This window comes from Gardnerella sp. DNF00550 (genome assembly GCF_049262685.1).
GTDB lineage: Bacteria > Actinomycetota > Actinomycetes > Actinomycetales > Bifidobacteriaceae > Bifidobacterium > Bifidobacterium leopoldii.
The window spans coordinates 777,321-792,297 of record NZ_CP058397.1 but is presented as its reverse complement, the minus strand read 5'-3'; the positions used below and the strand labels follow the sequence as shown (position 1 = coordinate 792,297).

At 39.2% G+C, this 14,977-nt stretch carries 11 protein-coding genes; 9 read left to right on the top strand and 2 right to left on the bottom strand.

Translation table 11 applies throughout. The annotated features are described in order from the left end of the window. Positions 1-119: 119 nt before the first annotated feature. From HXT29_RS02855 to HXT29_RS02830, 6 genes are all read left to right on the top strand, one after another. Entirely contained in the window at positions 120-1,721 is a 1,602-nt protein-coding gene (locus HXT29_RS02855) for an InlB B-repeat-containing protein (RefSeq protein ID WP_116971441.1), read from the top strand. A 437-nt stretch (positions 1,722-2,158) separates the two neighbouring features. Beyond that, positions 2,159-2,581: a GNAT family N-acetyltransferase gene (locus tag HXT29_RS02850; protein WP_064340420.1), complete on the top strand. Its 423-nt coding sequence runs from the start codon at positions 2,159-2,161 to the stop codon at positions 2,579-2,581. A 129-nt stretch (positions 2,582-2,710) separates the two neighbouring features. Beyond that, complete coding sequence (locus tag HXT29_RS02845; RefSeq protein WP_004107172.1) at positions 2,711-3,520, top strand: nucleoside phosphorylase; 810 nt, start codon at positions 2,711-2,713, stop codon at positions 3,518-3,520. 291 nt (positions 3,521-3,811) lie between these two features. Beyond that, positions 3,812-5,578 carry an ABC transporter ATP-binding protein gene (locus HXT29_RS02840; RefSeq protein WP_422118235.1) on the top strand — a complete coding sequence of 589 codons (1,767 nt, stop codon included), beginning with the start codon at positions 3,812-3,814 and terminating at the stop codon, positions 5,576-5,578. 270 nt (positions 5,579-5,848) lie between these two features. Continuing rightward, a complete protein-coding gene (locus HXT29_RS02835; protein ID WP_004119958.1) occupies positions 5,849-6,439 on the top strand; it encodes a type IV toxin-antitoxin system AbiEi family antitoxin domain-containing protein in 591 nt (196 codons plus the stop codon). Continuing rightward, a complete protein-coding gene (locus HXT29_RS02830) occupies positions 6,436-7,263 on the top strand; it encodes a nucleotidyl transferase AbiEii/AbiGii toxin family protein (RefSeq protein WP_422118234.1) in 828 nt (275 codons plus the stop codon). Before HXT29_RS02835 ends, HXT29_RS02830 begins: the two co-directional genes overlap by 4 nt. Positions 7,264-7,508: 245 nt before the next feature. On the opposite strand, the gene HXT29_RS02825 is transcribed toward HXT29_RS02830, so the two are convergent. Next, positions 7,509-8,849, bottom strand: a complete 1,341-nt coding sequence (locus HXT29_RS02825; RefSeq protein WP_032842528.1) for a Na+/H+ antiporter family protein — start codon at positions 8,847-8,849, stop codon at positions 7,509-7,511. A 526-nt stretch (positions 8,850-9,375) separates the two neighbouring features. Here HXT29_RS02825 and HXT29_RS02820 point away from each other — a divergent pair. The 3 genes from HXT29_RS02820 to HXT29_RS02810 all read left to right on the top strand — a co-directional run bounded on the left by HXT29_RS02820 (position 9,376) and on the right by HXT29_RS02810 (position 13,547). Then, entirely contained in the window at positions 9,376-10,143 is a 768-nt protein-coding gene (locus HXT29_RS02820) for an ATP-binding cassette domain-containing protein (RefSeq protein ID WP_004119947.1), read from the top strand. After that, entirely contained in the window at positions 10,133-12,211 is a 2,079-nt protein-coding gene (locus HXT29_RS02815; protein ID WP_421789348.1) for a YhgE/Pip family protein, read from the top strand. The genes HXT29_RS02820 and HXT29_RS02815 overlap by 11 nt, the downstream gene beginning before the upstream one ends. A 163-nt stretch (positions 12,212-12,374) precedes the next feature. Next, a complete protein-coding gene (locus tag HXT29_RS02810; RefSeq protein ID WP_421789350.1) occupies positions 12,375-13,547 on the top strand; it encodes a hypothetical protein in 1,173 nt (390 codons plus the stop codon). Positions 13,548-13,725: 178 nt separating this feature from the next. Here the strand turns inward: HXT29_RS02810 and HXT29_RS02805 are convergent, their stop codons facing one another. Next, positions 13,726-14,856, bottom strand: a complete 1,131-nt coding sequence (locus tag HXT29_RS02805) for a 4-hydroxybutyrate dehydrogenase (protein WP_421789352.1) — start codon at positions 14,854-14,856, stop codon at positions 13,726-13,728. Between the last annotated feature and the right edge of the window lie 121 nt (positions 14,857-14,977).

Genomic DNA, 14,977 nt, shown 5'->3' with positions numbered 1-14,977 from the left:
ATAGGTTAGTGGTTCTGCATATTTACACGCATTTTTGGTTTTGCGTTTGCACTATATCAATTTTCAAAATTAATAAAAATTATTGTTACGATAATAGTTAGTTTGGCTGGAAATAAAAAATGAATAATAAAATAATAAAAAAAGTTATTAGTTTAGTAGTTGCTTTTGTAGCTACGATTGGACTTTTTGCTGGAACAGTGACAGCTCAGGCGGTTGATAAGGGAACTGCAGAAGTCAAGAAATATCCGCTTTCACTCGATATGGATATCGCTTTGGATCCTGGGTATAGTCACACGTATCCAGGTGGTGCATGGCAGGACATGAAAAATATTGAAATTATGTGGAAAAACCTTCCGATAACGGTCGAGGAAGAAAACGGAAATAAAATCGAAGTTGAGAAAAAACTAAAATCTGGTTGTGAGCGTTTTGTTGGCAATTTTACGATAGGGCAAAAATTAACAATAACGATCGATACTAATAGTATTCCTGAAGGCTATCATATTTCTCATGAAAAGGATCGTAAATATATTTCTCGAGAAAGCGGTTACTCTAAATTCACAATTACATATCATCTCGACGAAGATGGTAAGCCCATACCTCTGCGAATTTCGTTTGGAAAATTGAACGTGAAATTCGACTTGCAGGGCGGAAGCATTGATGGTAAGTCGGGTACAATCACAAAGACTGTAAAAAAGAATAATACGGTTGATTTTCCGCAAAATCCAACAAAAGATAATTTAGTGTTTGGCGGATGGTACACCGAGTTACCTGATATTGCTGCTTATGAAAAACTTGGCATTGCAGGCAAACGCTACTACTGGAATAAGAAGTCACTGTTCTCGGATTACAACTGCGATTTGGTGCAGTGGAATGATAAGAAATTAGACCCTTTGGGTGACTATCAATTTTTACTTCGCGCACAATGGAATGCTCGTGCGACTTTTAACGCAAATGGAGGAGTGTTCAATGATAAAAATGAGAACACGAAGGACGAAGTAACAACTATAGTTGGTAAAAAAATTACAATTGCCCAAGCTCCTACGCGCGAAGATTATCAGTTCTTAAACTGGGTAGATGCTGCTGGTAAAACTTACAAGCCTGGTGAAGAATATACTTTGAATGCTAATACTGTGTTTACTGCCAAGTGGAAGCAGATTCGAAGCACGGTTACTTTCAAGAACGGCGATAAGACTCAAACGGTAAAGGTGGAAACTGGTAAGGCTATTGATACGGATGCGTTAAAAGATCAGTCAATGCCTAAGAATCCAACTAAAGATGGCTACACGTTTAAAGAGTGGAATACTAAGGCGGATGGTAAAGGTAAAGCATTTACTGGAACAACGCTTGTAAATAGTGATTTGACTGTGTATGCCATTTTTACGAAGAATTTGAAACCAGCACCTACTCCAGATCCAATTTTGCCTGCACCTTTTGAGCCTGAATCAGGGATGGAGAATCCATTGTCAGTTCCTGAATCTCAAACTCCGGAGACTAAACAAGAGCTATCTTCTGCGCCTAAGTCGGAGCATGAACATAATACAGCGCATGAATATGTGAAATCTCCTGTTGTGGAACATAAGACGGAAAAGCATGTTCCAGCTATGCCTAAGACTGGTGAGTCAGCTTCGGTTGTTGTGTTGATTTCTGCTTTAGGTTTTGCTATTGCTGGTTTCGCTGTTGTGCGATTGAGGAGAGTGTTTGAAGCAAAATCCGTAAGATAACTAGTGTTTACTTGCGTAAGTTGAAGTTTTACGCGCTTTTATAAGGCTTCGTAAAGTCTTATAAAGTAAATGAGGCGGCCTTGACTAGTTGATAGTTAAGGCCGTTTTGTTTACTGACGCTTGTTTTTGTTTACTTGTGTACCCTCTAAGTAAACAAATTCGGTGAGAATCTCGCTAGTTAAATCTCTTACGAAACTCACGTTGGAAGTTCACAGTACTTCCAATCCAAGTGAGTTTTTGCATCGAAGGAAATTGAAATCCCAATGGTTTCAATCTCGGTCAAAGCGCTATAGTGGTACACAAATGCACAGGTTGTCTTTAGCGCATTAAAGGCCTATGTTAAAAGAAGAGATAGGCGACTTGATATACTGAGCGATTACGCTAGAAAATTTAGGGTTTCAACGTTGATTGCACAGTATTCGGGGGTGTTATTGTCAATGAATTTAGCAGATGTTCAAATAAAAGAGTATGAAAAGTATAATAGCAAAGATATTTTAAGGTTGTATGATTCCGTTGGTTGGTCTGCGTACACAGATGATTTAGTTGCTTTGGAAAATGGTTTTAACAATTCGCTCAAGGTTTTAGCTGCATATAAAAGTGATGAGCTAGTTGGCATTGTTAGAGCTGTTGGCGACGGATATACGGTTGTTCTTATCCAGGATATCCTTGTTTTGCCTGAGTATCAAAGGCAGGGGATAGGGTCTGCTTTGTTAAAGGCGATTGTGGATTGTTATCCTAATGTTCGTCAAATTCAATTGACTACGGATTGTACTGAAAAAACTATTGCTTTTTATAAGTCAGCTGGCTTTATTGAGTTAGCAGAAATCGATTGCTGCGGTTTTATAAAAGACAGGACATGATGCAGAAAATATGATTCTCTAGTGGCCATTAAGTGCGAATTTGCAGCAATTGACCATTTTGTGATCTTTGCGTATTAATGTGTGTATTTGTATATAGGATTGAATGGTTTGTAGGATGGAGTTGATTATATGACAGAATATAATTTACCAATTTTAGAGTATGATTCCGATAAAAGTGCAGTTTTAATGCCAAAACACGATAATATTTCTGTTCAGCTTCCATCTAAAGCGGTTTTTGCTTTCTTAGGCGATGAAATTGATCAGTATGCTTTAAGTAGGAAAGCTACAATTGTAGCAAATTTTGAATCTGCAACTAAAAAATATCCGATATATGTTTTGGAAGAAAAAGTAGGAGATACAGTAAGAGAAAATACAAACAGCGCAGTAGAAGAAGAAACGCAAAAAATCTGCTTAGTACAGGCCCCGGTTGGCGCTCCGGCCGCTGTTCAGATCTTAGATTGGTTGATTTCTTACGGTGTTAGTGAAGTTGTTAGTGCTGGTTCTTGCGGATCGCTAGTTGATTATGCGGAAAACGTTTTTCTGGTTCCGTATAAAGCTTTAAGGGATGAGGGGACTTCTTATCATTATTTGCCTCCAAGTCGTTATGTTGATGTTTCAGAGCGTTCGAGGCATGCTATTTTGCAAACTTTGCAGGCGCATAATTTGCCTTATCATGAAGTTAAGACGTGGACTACGGATGGATTTTTCCGTGAAACTAAGACGAAAGTTGCTAACCGTAAGCAGGAGGGATGCGCGGTTGTTGAAATGGAGTGTTCTGCTTTAGCAGCTTGTGCGCAAATGCGCGAGATTGTTTGGGGTGAGATTCTTTATACTGCAGATACTTTGCATGATGTTGAAAATTATGATGAGCGCAATTGGGGTGGGGATTCTAAAGCGTATGCTCTTGAGCTTTGTATTGAAGCAGTGTTGCGCATTTGACACGTTTACGCTGATATCACGTATAAAACCATCGTTCTAATTTGATTTTTTTTTTAACTCTATGCTTATTATTTCTAACAAGCATTACATGTAAGTGTGTTTAACCATTTATAGGTGTTGTCAAGTAGATAAGCATGAACAATCAGGATAAGTATGATAGTGTAGCTTTCAACGTTTTGTAGCGGGCGAATCGGCAAAACAGAAGCGAAAATGCTAGCTACGAAAATGCTATTAGATAGGAAATAGTAGAAATATCGAAAATAGCTATAAAGGAAGTGAGAGGTAGCGAGAATGAACAAAACTGACAATACAGCAAATCAGCAATCGTCCGCGAATCAGCAATCATCCAAACTGCATCCCGACGTAAAAAATTACGTAAAACTATTTTTCAAAGAAAACAAGCTTGTAGCTTTTCTTTCGATGATAGTTTTTATTTCCTTGTCTATGATTTACACTGCTATTTCTTGGATTTTGCAAATTATTTTCGACTATATGGCAGGTAAAGGATCCTACTCTTTAACTACTATTTTGCTGCTTGTCGTTTCCTTTATGCTGGCAATCTCCCTGATTTTCGCGTTGAAGCGCAGTTTGTACCCTCGCTTTCTTGAAAAAGCAATGAATCAGTATAAAGAGTCTGTTATCAAGAAGCTTTTACAGAAGAGTTATAGTGATTTTTCGCTCGCGAATTCCGGCACGTATCTTTCTGTACTTACTAATGATTGCGAGCGTATTCAAGAAAAGTATTTGAAGAAGATTTTTGACTTTGTTCAAGACGTTCTTATGCTGGTAAGTTCGCTAGCTCTTATGATTTACTATAGTCCACTGCTCACTGTTATTGCTCTTATTATTTCCGTGCTTCCTATGGCGTGCTCGATCCTTACAGCTAGCGGAATTGCCACTCGAGAGGAGCAGGTTTCTAAGTCGAATGAGTCTTACACAGCTTTGACGAAGGATGTTTTGAATGGAGTTTCGGTTATTAAGAGTTTTAAGGCGGAGCAGGAGGTGATTAACCGTTATCAGAATCAGTCGATGGAGCTTGAGCATACGAAGAATCTTCGCGAAAAAACGATGACTACTGTTTCTGCTCTTGGAACGATTTCGAGCCTTGCAACTCAGCTTGGCGTGATGCTTGTTGGCGCTTGGATGGTTAATGCTCATGTTGGTGTTATTACTGCTGGAATGGTGTTAGCTTTCACCAATTTGATGAATGGTGTACTTCAGCCTATTGCAAGTCTTCCGCAAATGCTCGGCGAGATGAAGGGCGCTAAGAAGCTGATTAGCAAGATGGCCGATTATATGAGTAACGTTAAGGAAGATTCTGGCGAGATCATTGACGATTCTGTTAAAAACGTTGTTTTGCGCAATGTTTCGTACGCTTATGATGCGGATCATAAAGTCTTGAAAAATGTAAATCTAACTTTGCAAACTGGAAAATCTTACGCGATAGTAGGACCTTCTGGTGCTGGTAAGAGTAGTTTGATTAATCTGCTTATGGGCTACTACAAGGATTATGAAGGTAGTGTGAAGCTGGATAATCACGAGCTTAGTGATGTGAGCAAGAGTTCGCTTTACGATAAGACGACTCTTATGCAGCAGTCTGTGTTTATGTTTGATGCTTCGATTTTAGATAATATTACGCTTTTTAAGCCATTCCCTGATGTGGAAGTGGATCGTGTGATTCACTTGGCTGGTTTGGATGATTTGATTGCTGCTAAAGGCAAGGATTATCAGTGCGGCGAGAACGGTAGTCATCTTTCTGGCGGCGAAAAGCAGCGTATTGCTATTGCGCGAAGCCTGCTTAAAAAGTCCGAGATTCTGCTGGTTGATGAGGCTACAAGCGCGTTAGATAACGAGACAAGTGCGAACGTAACGCAGTCTATTTTGAATTTGCAAGGAATTCTTCGACTCGTGGTAACTCACCGCTTGGATGCCAATTCGCTTAAGCAATATGATGAGATTCTTGTGATGAAAAGCGGCGAGCTTATTGAGCGCGGAAGCTTTGAGGAGCTTATGAATCAAAAGGCTTACTTCTACTCGCTTTACACTGTGTCTATGTGAGGATGTTGATCAGGCTTGGGCTTGGCTTTCGCTTAGTTTGAGCTGAGCAATTTTAAGCTCAGTAGAGACACTGGTGCAGATTGCGTACTGCGCGATGTCTCTGTTTGGCGCTAGTGGCCATTAGGTGCAAAATTGCGTTGTTTGGCTACTTTGCTATTGGTTAAATGTGGTTTGACTATTTACACTTTACGATTTGCTTGCGCATTTGATACGTTTATGCTGATATAATATATGAAATCAGCGTAAAGGTATCATTAAGTAGGTGGGCAAATGTTAAAGGATCAATTGTGCAATTACATAGAGAAAAAGCAAGTTTTAAGCATTGATAGTGTCATCAAAGAACTTGGAATTAGCCCGTCTAGTGTTTATCGATTTATTAAAGATGAGAGCTTAGAACGCGTATCAAAAGGTGTTTACGTTAAGAGCAATTTGTGGAATGATGAAATGAATTTATTGTCAAAGCGCACATCTGTTGCTGTTTTTTCACATGAATCTGCCCTTCTTCTACATAATTTGACTGATAGAGAACCTTCTTCTTTAACAGTGACTGTTCCGTCAACTTATAATGCAAGTAGTCTAATTAAGACTGGTGTTAGGGTGTTTTATATAAAACCAGATTTTTTAGGAATTGGTAAGACGAATCTTATGTCGCTTGAAGGTAATCTTGTGCCTTCTTATGATTTAGAGCGCACAATTTGCGATATTTTGCGTTCTCGTTCTCAAATAGATGCACAGGTGGTATTTGGTGCGTTAAAAGCTTATGTTAAAAGAAAGGATAAGCGACTTGATATACTAAGCGATTACGCTAAAAAATTTAGGATTTCAAAGTTGATTTCACAATATTTGGGGGTGTTGTTATGAGAATGAAGGATGCTAATCAGCTTAAAGCAAAAATAAAGAATGTTGCACTCCAAAAGGGTGTAGATCCTCGCGTGCTAATGCGCGTATATATGATGGAGCGTTTTTTAGATCGTGTTTCTCGCTCGCGGTATAAAGACAATTTTGTTCTAAAAGGTGGAATGCTGATTTCTTATCTTGTTGGCGTAAATCTTCGTACAACAATGGATATTGATACAACTATGCAAAATATTTCTCTTAGTGAAGATGATGTGCGTATTTTTATATCAGATGTAATATCTATCAATATCGATGATGGTGTTAAATTTACGCTACAAACGCTTGATTCTATTATGCAAGAATCTGACTATCCAGGGGTTCGAGCTAGCCTAATTGCAGATTTTGATGGTACAAAAACTCCTGTTAAAATCGATATTTCAACTGGACATGCTATTACTCCATCTGCTATGGAAGCAGAATTGCCTTTAATGTTCTCAGAATCTATCTCTTTATTGACTTATCCAATTGCAACGATTTTAGCAGAAAAGTTGCAAACAATTCTTGTGAGGGAAGAATTTAACACGAGAATGCGAGATTTTTATGATTTGCATGCTCTTAGAGTGTCTCAAGGAGATAATGTCTTTAAGAAAGAAGAGATTGCTAAAGCTTTTTACGCTACTTCTCAAACGAGAAACACCCTTTATTTACTGAGTAACGTGAATGAAATTTTCGATAGGATTAAAGATAGTGAAGTGATGAGAATAAAGTGGAAGGATTACCAAAGGAAAGCACCTTGGGCTAAAAGTCTTTCTTGGGAAGAAATAATGCAAGATATGAATTTCTTTTGATGTTCTTTCATAATGAGGTTGTAGCTTAAGTTATTTTATTATTTGAATGGCTTTTATTAAATCATCGGGAGACGTGCGATAGTGGCCAATCGTTGCGAATTTGCAGCGATTAGCTACTTTGCGATTGGTTGATTGGTGGTTAAAAATAAACGCCAGGGAGTTTATTCAACTCGACTGGCGTTTATTAGTCATTTGTGTTATTCGCTAGTTGCGTTTTTACTTGCTGTGTTTGCCAAAATAATCTGCTAAATAAACTGTGATATTACAATGCCGGCAGCCATAAGCGGAATATTGAAAATAAGGAATGTTGGAACGCAAGTATCCCAAATATGACTGTGCTGACCGTCTGCGTTTAAGCCGGAAGTAGGTCCAAGTGTGGTATCGGAAGCAGGGGAGCCTGCGTCGCCAAGAGCTGCAGCAGAAGACATAAGAAGAATCGTTGCAGGAGTGCTGAAACCAATGCTCTGGCACAGTGGCACGAACAAAACCGCAAGAATAGGAACCGTGCCAAACGAAGTACCAATGCCCATAGTCACAAGCAAACCAATAAGCGTAATAACAAATGCAGCAACAAGTTTGTTTTGTCCCATAGAAGCTACACCAAAGTTTACAAGCTCCTCAACTCCGCCTGTCGCTTGGATCACGTTAGCATATCCGCCCGCAATGAGCATCACAAACGCAATAAGACCCATGAGTTTTACGCCGCCAGTAAGCTGATTGTCAATGTCATTCCACTTTATTGCTCCAAAAATAATCATAGTTGCAAGACCTGCAATAGACGAAAGCGAAAGATCCTTACTAATAACTTGCACTACTACAACAACAATAATTGCGAGAATAGTCACATAATGGCGTAAATTAAGAGGTCCGACAACGGCGTCGGCGGCACGAGTGTCAGTTTCTGTAGTTTTGTATTCGCGAGGTTTCCTGTAGAGCACAAACACTGCAAAAAGTAGTGATGCAAACATCGCAAGACCTAAATACCAGTTCACAGCACTAACGTCTGCAACACTAACCTTCATGCCATTTTTAGAAAGATTTGTAGCAATAACAGTTTGGAAAATAAGACCAAAGCCAAATGGAATAGCAATATACGGAACTTCAAGACCAAAAGCAGTGCAGCATGCTGCAGCTCGACGGTCAAGCTTCATCTTATTCATAACTCTCAAAATAGGCGGAATAAGAATAGGAATATAAGCAATATGAACCGGCACAATATTTTGAGACATGCATGCAATAATAGTTAGTACCGCAAGTAGAGCGTACTTTTTCATGCCAATAATTGAGCTAATTTTTTTAGAAATAATTTGAGCTAAGCCTGTTGCAGTAATTGCTTCCGCAAAAGTTCCAAGCAAAATGTAAGCGAGAGCGGTTTGTGCGTTGGTGGAGAAACCGTCGCAAAGCAAAGCCATAATTGTGTGATTTCCGTCACCGAAAAGAGGAAGATGACCAGCAATGCCACCTGCAATGCAAGCTACTATCATTGATAGCAAAACATTAAGTTTTGCAAGACTAAGCGCGCATAGCACTACAACCGACACAATAACCGGATTAAATATAATATTTAAAATTTGCAAACCTAGCATGCCGTTCACCCCTTTAAATGCTTGAATTTTAATATATTGTTTGAAGCAATACGTTTTATTTCGTATTGCTTACGCTTGTATTTTTGCATATGTATTCTCACATATGTATTTCTTACATTTAGTAATTAAGGACAATATAGCATGGAAGTGTTTACAACATGTTTCTTAATTAAAGATGAAATATAAACAATTCAACAGAAAGATTGAAGTAGCTTAACAATTGTTTACCCAAAAGAGTACCCTAAGGTATCAGTGGTGAAGAATTAAGAATAATCACCAAATGTCCGGTTTTGCACCGTTTTATGCAGCATTGCAACGTGAGTTTATCGCTAAAAATAGCGATAAAGCAATGTGAAAAGTAAAAATTGTTTTGCTAATTGCGAAAATCTAAAAATAAACAACAAACACAAACAACAAAATTAAAAATTGAAAATTGGTTATTTAGAGTAAGGAGGAATGCCTGGCGCTCTAAGCAAAATTTAGATACTGCGTTGTGTCTAAGCAATAAGCGTCAAACATACAAATTATGCAAGAGGAACAAACGTTTTTAGAAGCTAAAGAATTAGGGTTAAAAAGATTTAGAAGATCGCCATTTTGGGATGTGTCGCTAAAAGTTGCACCTCATCAAATCGTTGCAATTTCAGGCGAACATGGTTCTGGAAAATCAGCTTTGCTGCTTGCATTATCTGGTTATATGAAATTCACTAATGGAATTCTTACTATTGCGGACGTAACTCTTCCTAATGATTTCCAAGAATCTCGACAATACGTTGGTTTGGGATTATTTAGCGGAATTAACGAATTTTATAAAACGCAAACAATAGAAGAAGTTCTTATGAGCGAGTTGAAACTAGCAGCGCGCTCGCCTCTATTTTTGAAGCAATACAAAAATGATGTTAAAAACCGTGAAGCTTTACAGCAGTACGCTTACAACGTGTTAGCTCAATGGAAAGTATTTTCTCCTCACGAAACAGCAATAGGAGAGTTGACTCCGTGCGAGCGCATGCGTTTGGCAATTGCGCTTGCTTTGTTAAAAAAGCCGTGGCTGCTATTTGTTGATGGAATTGAAACGGAGCTTACTAGCGAGCAAAGCGAATACCTATTTTCCGATATTCGCGCGTATGTTAGTAAAAATTACTGCTCTTGCCTTGTTGGAGTTTTGCAAAGTGAGTTAGAAAAGCAAGCTGATCAAGTCTTAAGACTAAGCCCAAATCATGGGGAATCAGAAAATTCTCATATTGATTCACAGCTTGGTATAAGTGAAGCAAATGGTGGTGAAAACAATGCGCGTTAATACTCTTTCTCTTGCATTTCGAGAGCTTAACAATACGTTGAAAGGAAAAGCTCGAAAGCTTGTTATTGGAACCGTAGCTTTGATTCCACTTTTATACGGATCGCTTTATTTGTGGGCATTTACTAATCCTTATAAGACTTTGAATACTGTTCCTGTAGCTGTTGTTGTTGAAGACAATGGTGCTGTGATTAACGGCAAAATGCGTAACATTGGAAACGAAATCAAAACTCGCTTAAAGAATCAAAAAGATGGTAGTGAGGGATTCCAATGGAATTTTGTAAATAGTGCTGAAGCGAATAAGGGGCTTAAAAATGGCAACTATTTTATGGTAGCAACCATTCCAGCTTCCTTCAGTAAGTGCATTGCTTCTGCGCAATATGAAACTCCTACTAAAGCAAAACTTCACGTAAAGTACGATCAGGCAAGTAATATGCTGGCTTCGCAAATTGGTAAAACTGCTTTCCATACTATGCGTAGCGAAATCAGCGAGGCGATTGCTCAAGAGTATTGGGAGAACATGTTTGCGAAAGTTAATTCTGCTTCTGATTCTCTTGGTGACGCAGTAAATGGTGCTGGTGCTTTGCATGAAGGCTCAAAATCTTTGCAAAATGGAGTAAATAAGCTTGCAGATGGATCTAGTCAACTTTCACAATCTTTGCGAAAACTTCAAGGCGGATTAAGTGAGCTTCAAAAAGGAGCGAATACTCTTTCTAAAGCAAATACTCGAAGTAAAGCAGGGGCGCAATATCTTGCTCAAAAAACGCAAGATTTAGCAAACGGAGCTCAACAATTAAGCAAAGGAACTCAAAAACTATCGGCAGCAACAAGCGAATTTTACGATGGTGCGCAAAAGCTTTCTGCTTCTAGTAGTGAATTAGAGGAACGCGTTAAGGCTGGAAATGCTGAAACAAAAGCACAAATTATGGGTCTTCTTATGAAAGCGCAAGATCCTAGAGTTACTAAGGAAGACGTGCTCGCTAGTTTGCAAGGTTTAGCTGGAGGATTAAGTGAGAATTCTGATCTTCTAGAAACAAATCTTTCTGCTTTAAGCGCTGGAGCAGACAAGCTTTCTGCTGGAAGTTTGCAAATAAAGGGCGGAGCTGACGCAATATCTCAAGGTGTTGAAGCTGTTAATACTGGCTCAAATAAGCTTGCTGCTGGAGCGAATAGTCTTGCTGAAGGTTTGGCTCAAGTAAGTAACGGTAGCGAGAAACTAAATAATGGTGTGAATGCAGCTGCACAAGGTTCAGCGAAAATAGTGAACGGTTCTGATCAGCTTAATTCCGGAGCTAAGAAGCTATCGGATAATACTCCAAAGCTGGTTGAAGGCGCAAAAAAGTTGCATGACGGGCTTAAGAATTCTCAAAAGTCTGGAAAAATCAACAATATCGTGCAAAAAAGTAAGATGATGAGCGCGCCGGTTTCCTTGGAAGAACACGAGTATTCTCACGTTGAAAATTACGGAACAGGTTTCGCTCCTTACTTTATTTCCATCGGACTTTGGGTCGGTGCTCTTATGGCAACCTTTGTTTTGAGAGTTATGGATAGGCGAGCGATACTAAATGGCATGAATCCGCTTAAGAGTGCGCTTATTAGCTTAACGCCGTTTGTGATTATGGGCGTTGTACAAGCTGTAATTCTTATGGGCGTAGTGCACGTTGTGTTAAAGTTGCAAATTGACAACGTTCTTGCGTTCTACGGTCTTGGAATTATTGCATCCATAATGTTTATGGCAATAATGCAAATGATTATGGTGGTGTTCCACATACCAGGGCGAATAGTTGCAATTGTGCTGCTTATGTTGCAAATCACAAGCTCTGCAGGAACATTCCCAGTTCAAATGACGCCGGCATTCTTTAGAGCTGTTCACCCATATTTGCCAATGACGTACTCGATTATGGGGTTGCGTCAAGCAATGGCTGGAAAGAACAGTGGCGAAATAGTTTTCGGCATTGAAATGCTTGTGCTTTTCGGCGTGATTGCGATTGCTATAACAAGCATCGTTGCGCGCATGAAGCGTACTGTAACGATGTTTGATTTGCATCCTGTGATAACGCTTGAGGCGTAAGCGTCGTTTATCTAATACTAACCTGCGTAAGAGTGAATAGCTTTTGCGCAGGCTTTTTATATTTAAGTAGCCTAAATTTATGCAGTTTCCAAACATTACAACGTAGTATTAGAATATTTAACTTGCTTGCTTACAATTAGTTAAAGTTTGAGAAGGGGTAGTTATGCCTAATGGAATTGCGGTGAAGCTAAAAAAATTTATTGCTTTAGCACTTTCGCTGTTTCTTTTTATGCCATTATGTTCAGGATGCTCAAATCAAAATGGCGCAAATACAGAAGCTGTTAATAGTGCAAAAAAAGTTAATGTTATTAATGCAAAAGTAGCAGCTTTATATAAAAAAGTTTTAGCAAACGCTGATAAATATAACTTTAATGAAGCTGATTCAGAAATTGATACTAGCAAAAGTAAGTATTCTTACGCGTTAGTCAATATGAGCGATAGGGATATTCCGGAGCTTATTCTTCGGAAAAATTATAAATATGTGTCACGTTCGAAGGTTTTTGCTGCAAATAAAGATTACAGTGACGTTGTTTCTTCAAATGATTTAATTTGCGATGGCGTTGGAGATATTGGCGGTTTTAGGGCTTCGTTATCGCAATACGCAGACAGCAATTCATTAAGCTATGTTGAGTGGTCTTCTGGAACAGGGGATACTGAGGCTTACAAGGTTACTATGAATATTGCTGATAGTAATCCTCTTAAAAAAGAAAAATACTGGTCTGGAATAATCACTGATCTTCCTAAACAGAATACAAAAAATATTAATTTTGTCAGTACAGATGACACTACGCTTCTCGATAATTTGGCAAAAACTGAAGATAATACTTATAAGAAAACCGTAAGCAATAAAGGCGGCGACTCTAATTCAGAAGATAAGGATTCTAAGAAGTCTGGCGAGAATGCAAGTAAGAAAGCTGATTCTAAGAGATCCGCTAGTGGCGAATCTTTAGACAGCAAGATTAAAGTTGAAAAAGCAAGCGGAAGGCAAGTAGTTTCCGGAACTGTGAAGGTTTTGTCGTACAACCAGGTTCTTGAAGCGCAAAATATTCAAGATCCTAATCCTGGATCAGATACTAATCAAACTTTCATGATTCTTATTCTGGATAATAAAACCAGCGTTACTTTGCATCACGGCGGCGATATGGGTAATCCGCCTCATCCTAGCGATGCAACCATGATGGCGATTGATGATGGCAGTCAGGCTAAACAAATCATGGAGAAGTACGTTAATAAGAAAGTGTATATAAGCTTTACAGTAAACGATGGAGTTTTCCCTTCGGATACTGGATTGCCTTTAGGCGAGCCTCGTTTGTTTAGTCTTAAAGTTATTGAATAGCTATTGGATAGTTATTGTTCAATTATGAATAGTTGCAATAGTTGCTACAAATAAAATAAAGACCCCACATTTATTTGTGGGGTCTTTTGTTATTTTGCTTTTGTTTTACTCTGAAAAACTAGTAAAACGTAATTAAAGTCAACAAATTCCAGAAAGTAAGTTTGCTAGAAATTTGTTTTTAGAAAGTAGATGCGTAGACTTCGGCAATTGCAGATTCGTTCATATGCATATAGGAGTTCTTCAAAAGTCGCTGCTGCTCTTTAACAACGCTTGAAGCCCAACTTTGAATCATATCCTCGGTCATGCCATACTCGTGAAGCTTGTGCTTAGGAAGAATCGTGTTAAGCACTTCGTCAAGCTTGTCTAATACGTCCGCTTTTTGGCATTCAAGAATATTTGCCATGAAGCCGAAAAGCTTAGAAAGCTCAGTGTTTTCTGTGTTATTCTCGTTTGCGTCGTGCTTAGCATAGTATCGCAAAACGCTTGTAAGAAGCGCAGCATTCGTCTCGCCGTGAGCCACGTGGAAAGTGCCGCCAAGCGGATAAGCCATCGCGTGAACGCAACCGCAGCCAGCATTACCAAACGCAATGCCAGCGTAAAGACTTGCCGAAACCAAATCGCTTACAACTTGACTTTTTGTACTGCTGCCTTCCTTTACAACTCGCATATAACTTTGCAAAATAAGTCCGCAAGCCTTGTAGCTAAACATTTTTGTAAGCTCTGTTGCAATAGGAGAAAGTGCGGACTCAATCGAATGTGTAAGAGCGTCAATAGAGCTGGTTGCAAAAACGTAATCCGGTAGGCTCTTTAACAATTCCGGAATAAGAACCGCGTCCGTAGCGTAGCAAGCATCGTTTGCCAAACCTTTCTTGGTATTGCGCTTAGTAAGCGAGAACACGGCAACGTTCGTAACTTCAGAACCGGTTCCGCAAGTAGTTGGCACAAGAATAAGATCAGCGCCTTTTTGTGCAGGAATTTTGCCGTCGACCAAGTCTTCAAGCGGGCTAGTTTGTTTCAACGCACAAACCTTCGAAATATCCAAAACAGTGCCGCCACCAATGCCAATCACGCGCTTTGGAGTTGTGTGAATGTCGCTAACGATTGCATCAACCATTGCATCGCTCGGCTCACCCTTGCCGTATTTCTCTTGGAAAATAACGTCGCAATCAAGATTCAAATCACCAAAATAAGGCTCCCAAATGTATTGGTTTGTAATAACCAAATCACCCTTGCCGAGCTTGAATTCTTGCGCAAAGTCGCGTGCCTGCTCGAACTTATGAATAGTTGGTTTAATAGAAAGCTGCTTCATCCTAGACTCCTTTGTTTTAATCTGCATGTCTTACGCTAATATGCGCGTCGTGTGCGCGCTTTTGTGCGCGGATGATTAAAAAACCAAGCAACTGCTCCATTATAGAACAGATTGCTTGGTT

Coding starts and splice junctions, on each gene's coding strand:
- HXT29_RS02855 (WP_116971441.1), top strand. CDS start 120: ATGAATAATAAAATAATAAAAAAAGTTATTAGTTTAGTAGTTGCTTTT.
- HXT29_RS02850 (WP_064340420.1), top strand. CDS start 2,159: ATGAATTTAGCAGATGTTCAAATAAAAGAGTATGAAAAGTATAATAGC.
- HXT29_RS02845 (WP_004107172.1), top strand. CDS start 2,711: ATGACAGAATATAATTTACCAATTTTAGAGTATGATTCCGATAAAAGT.
- HXT29_RS02840 (WP_422118235.1), top strand. CDS start 3,812: ATGAACAAAACTGACAATACAGCAAATCAGCAATCGTCCGCGAATCAG.
- HXT29_RS02835 (WP_004119958.1), top strand. CDS start 5,849: ATGTTAAAGGATCAATTGTGCAATTACATAGAGAAAAAGCAAGTTTTA.
- HXT29_RS02830 (WP_422118234.1), top strand. CDS start 6,436: ATGAGAATGAAGGATGCTAATCAGCTTAAAGCAAAAATAAAGAATGTT.
- HXT29_RS02825 (WP_032842528.1), bottom strand. CDS start 8,849: ATGCTAGGTTTGCAAATTTTAAATATTATATTTAATCCGGTTATTGTG.
- HXT29_RS02820 (WP_004119947.1), top strand. CDS start 9,376: ATGCAAGAGGAACAAACGTTTTTAGAAGCTAAAGAATTAGGGTTAAAA.
- HXT29_RS02815 (WP_421789348.1), top strand. CDS start 10,133: ATGCGCGTTAATACTCTTTCTCTTGCATTTCGAGAGCTTAACAATACG.
- HXT29_RS02810 (WP_421789350.1), top strand. CDS start 12,375: ATGCCTAATGGAATTGCGGTGAAGCTAAAAAAATTTATTGCTTTAGCA.
- HXT29_RS02805 (WP_421789352.1), bottom strand. CDS start 14,856: ATGAAGCAGCTTTCTATTAAACCAACTATTCATAAGTTCGAGCAGGCA.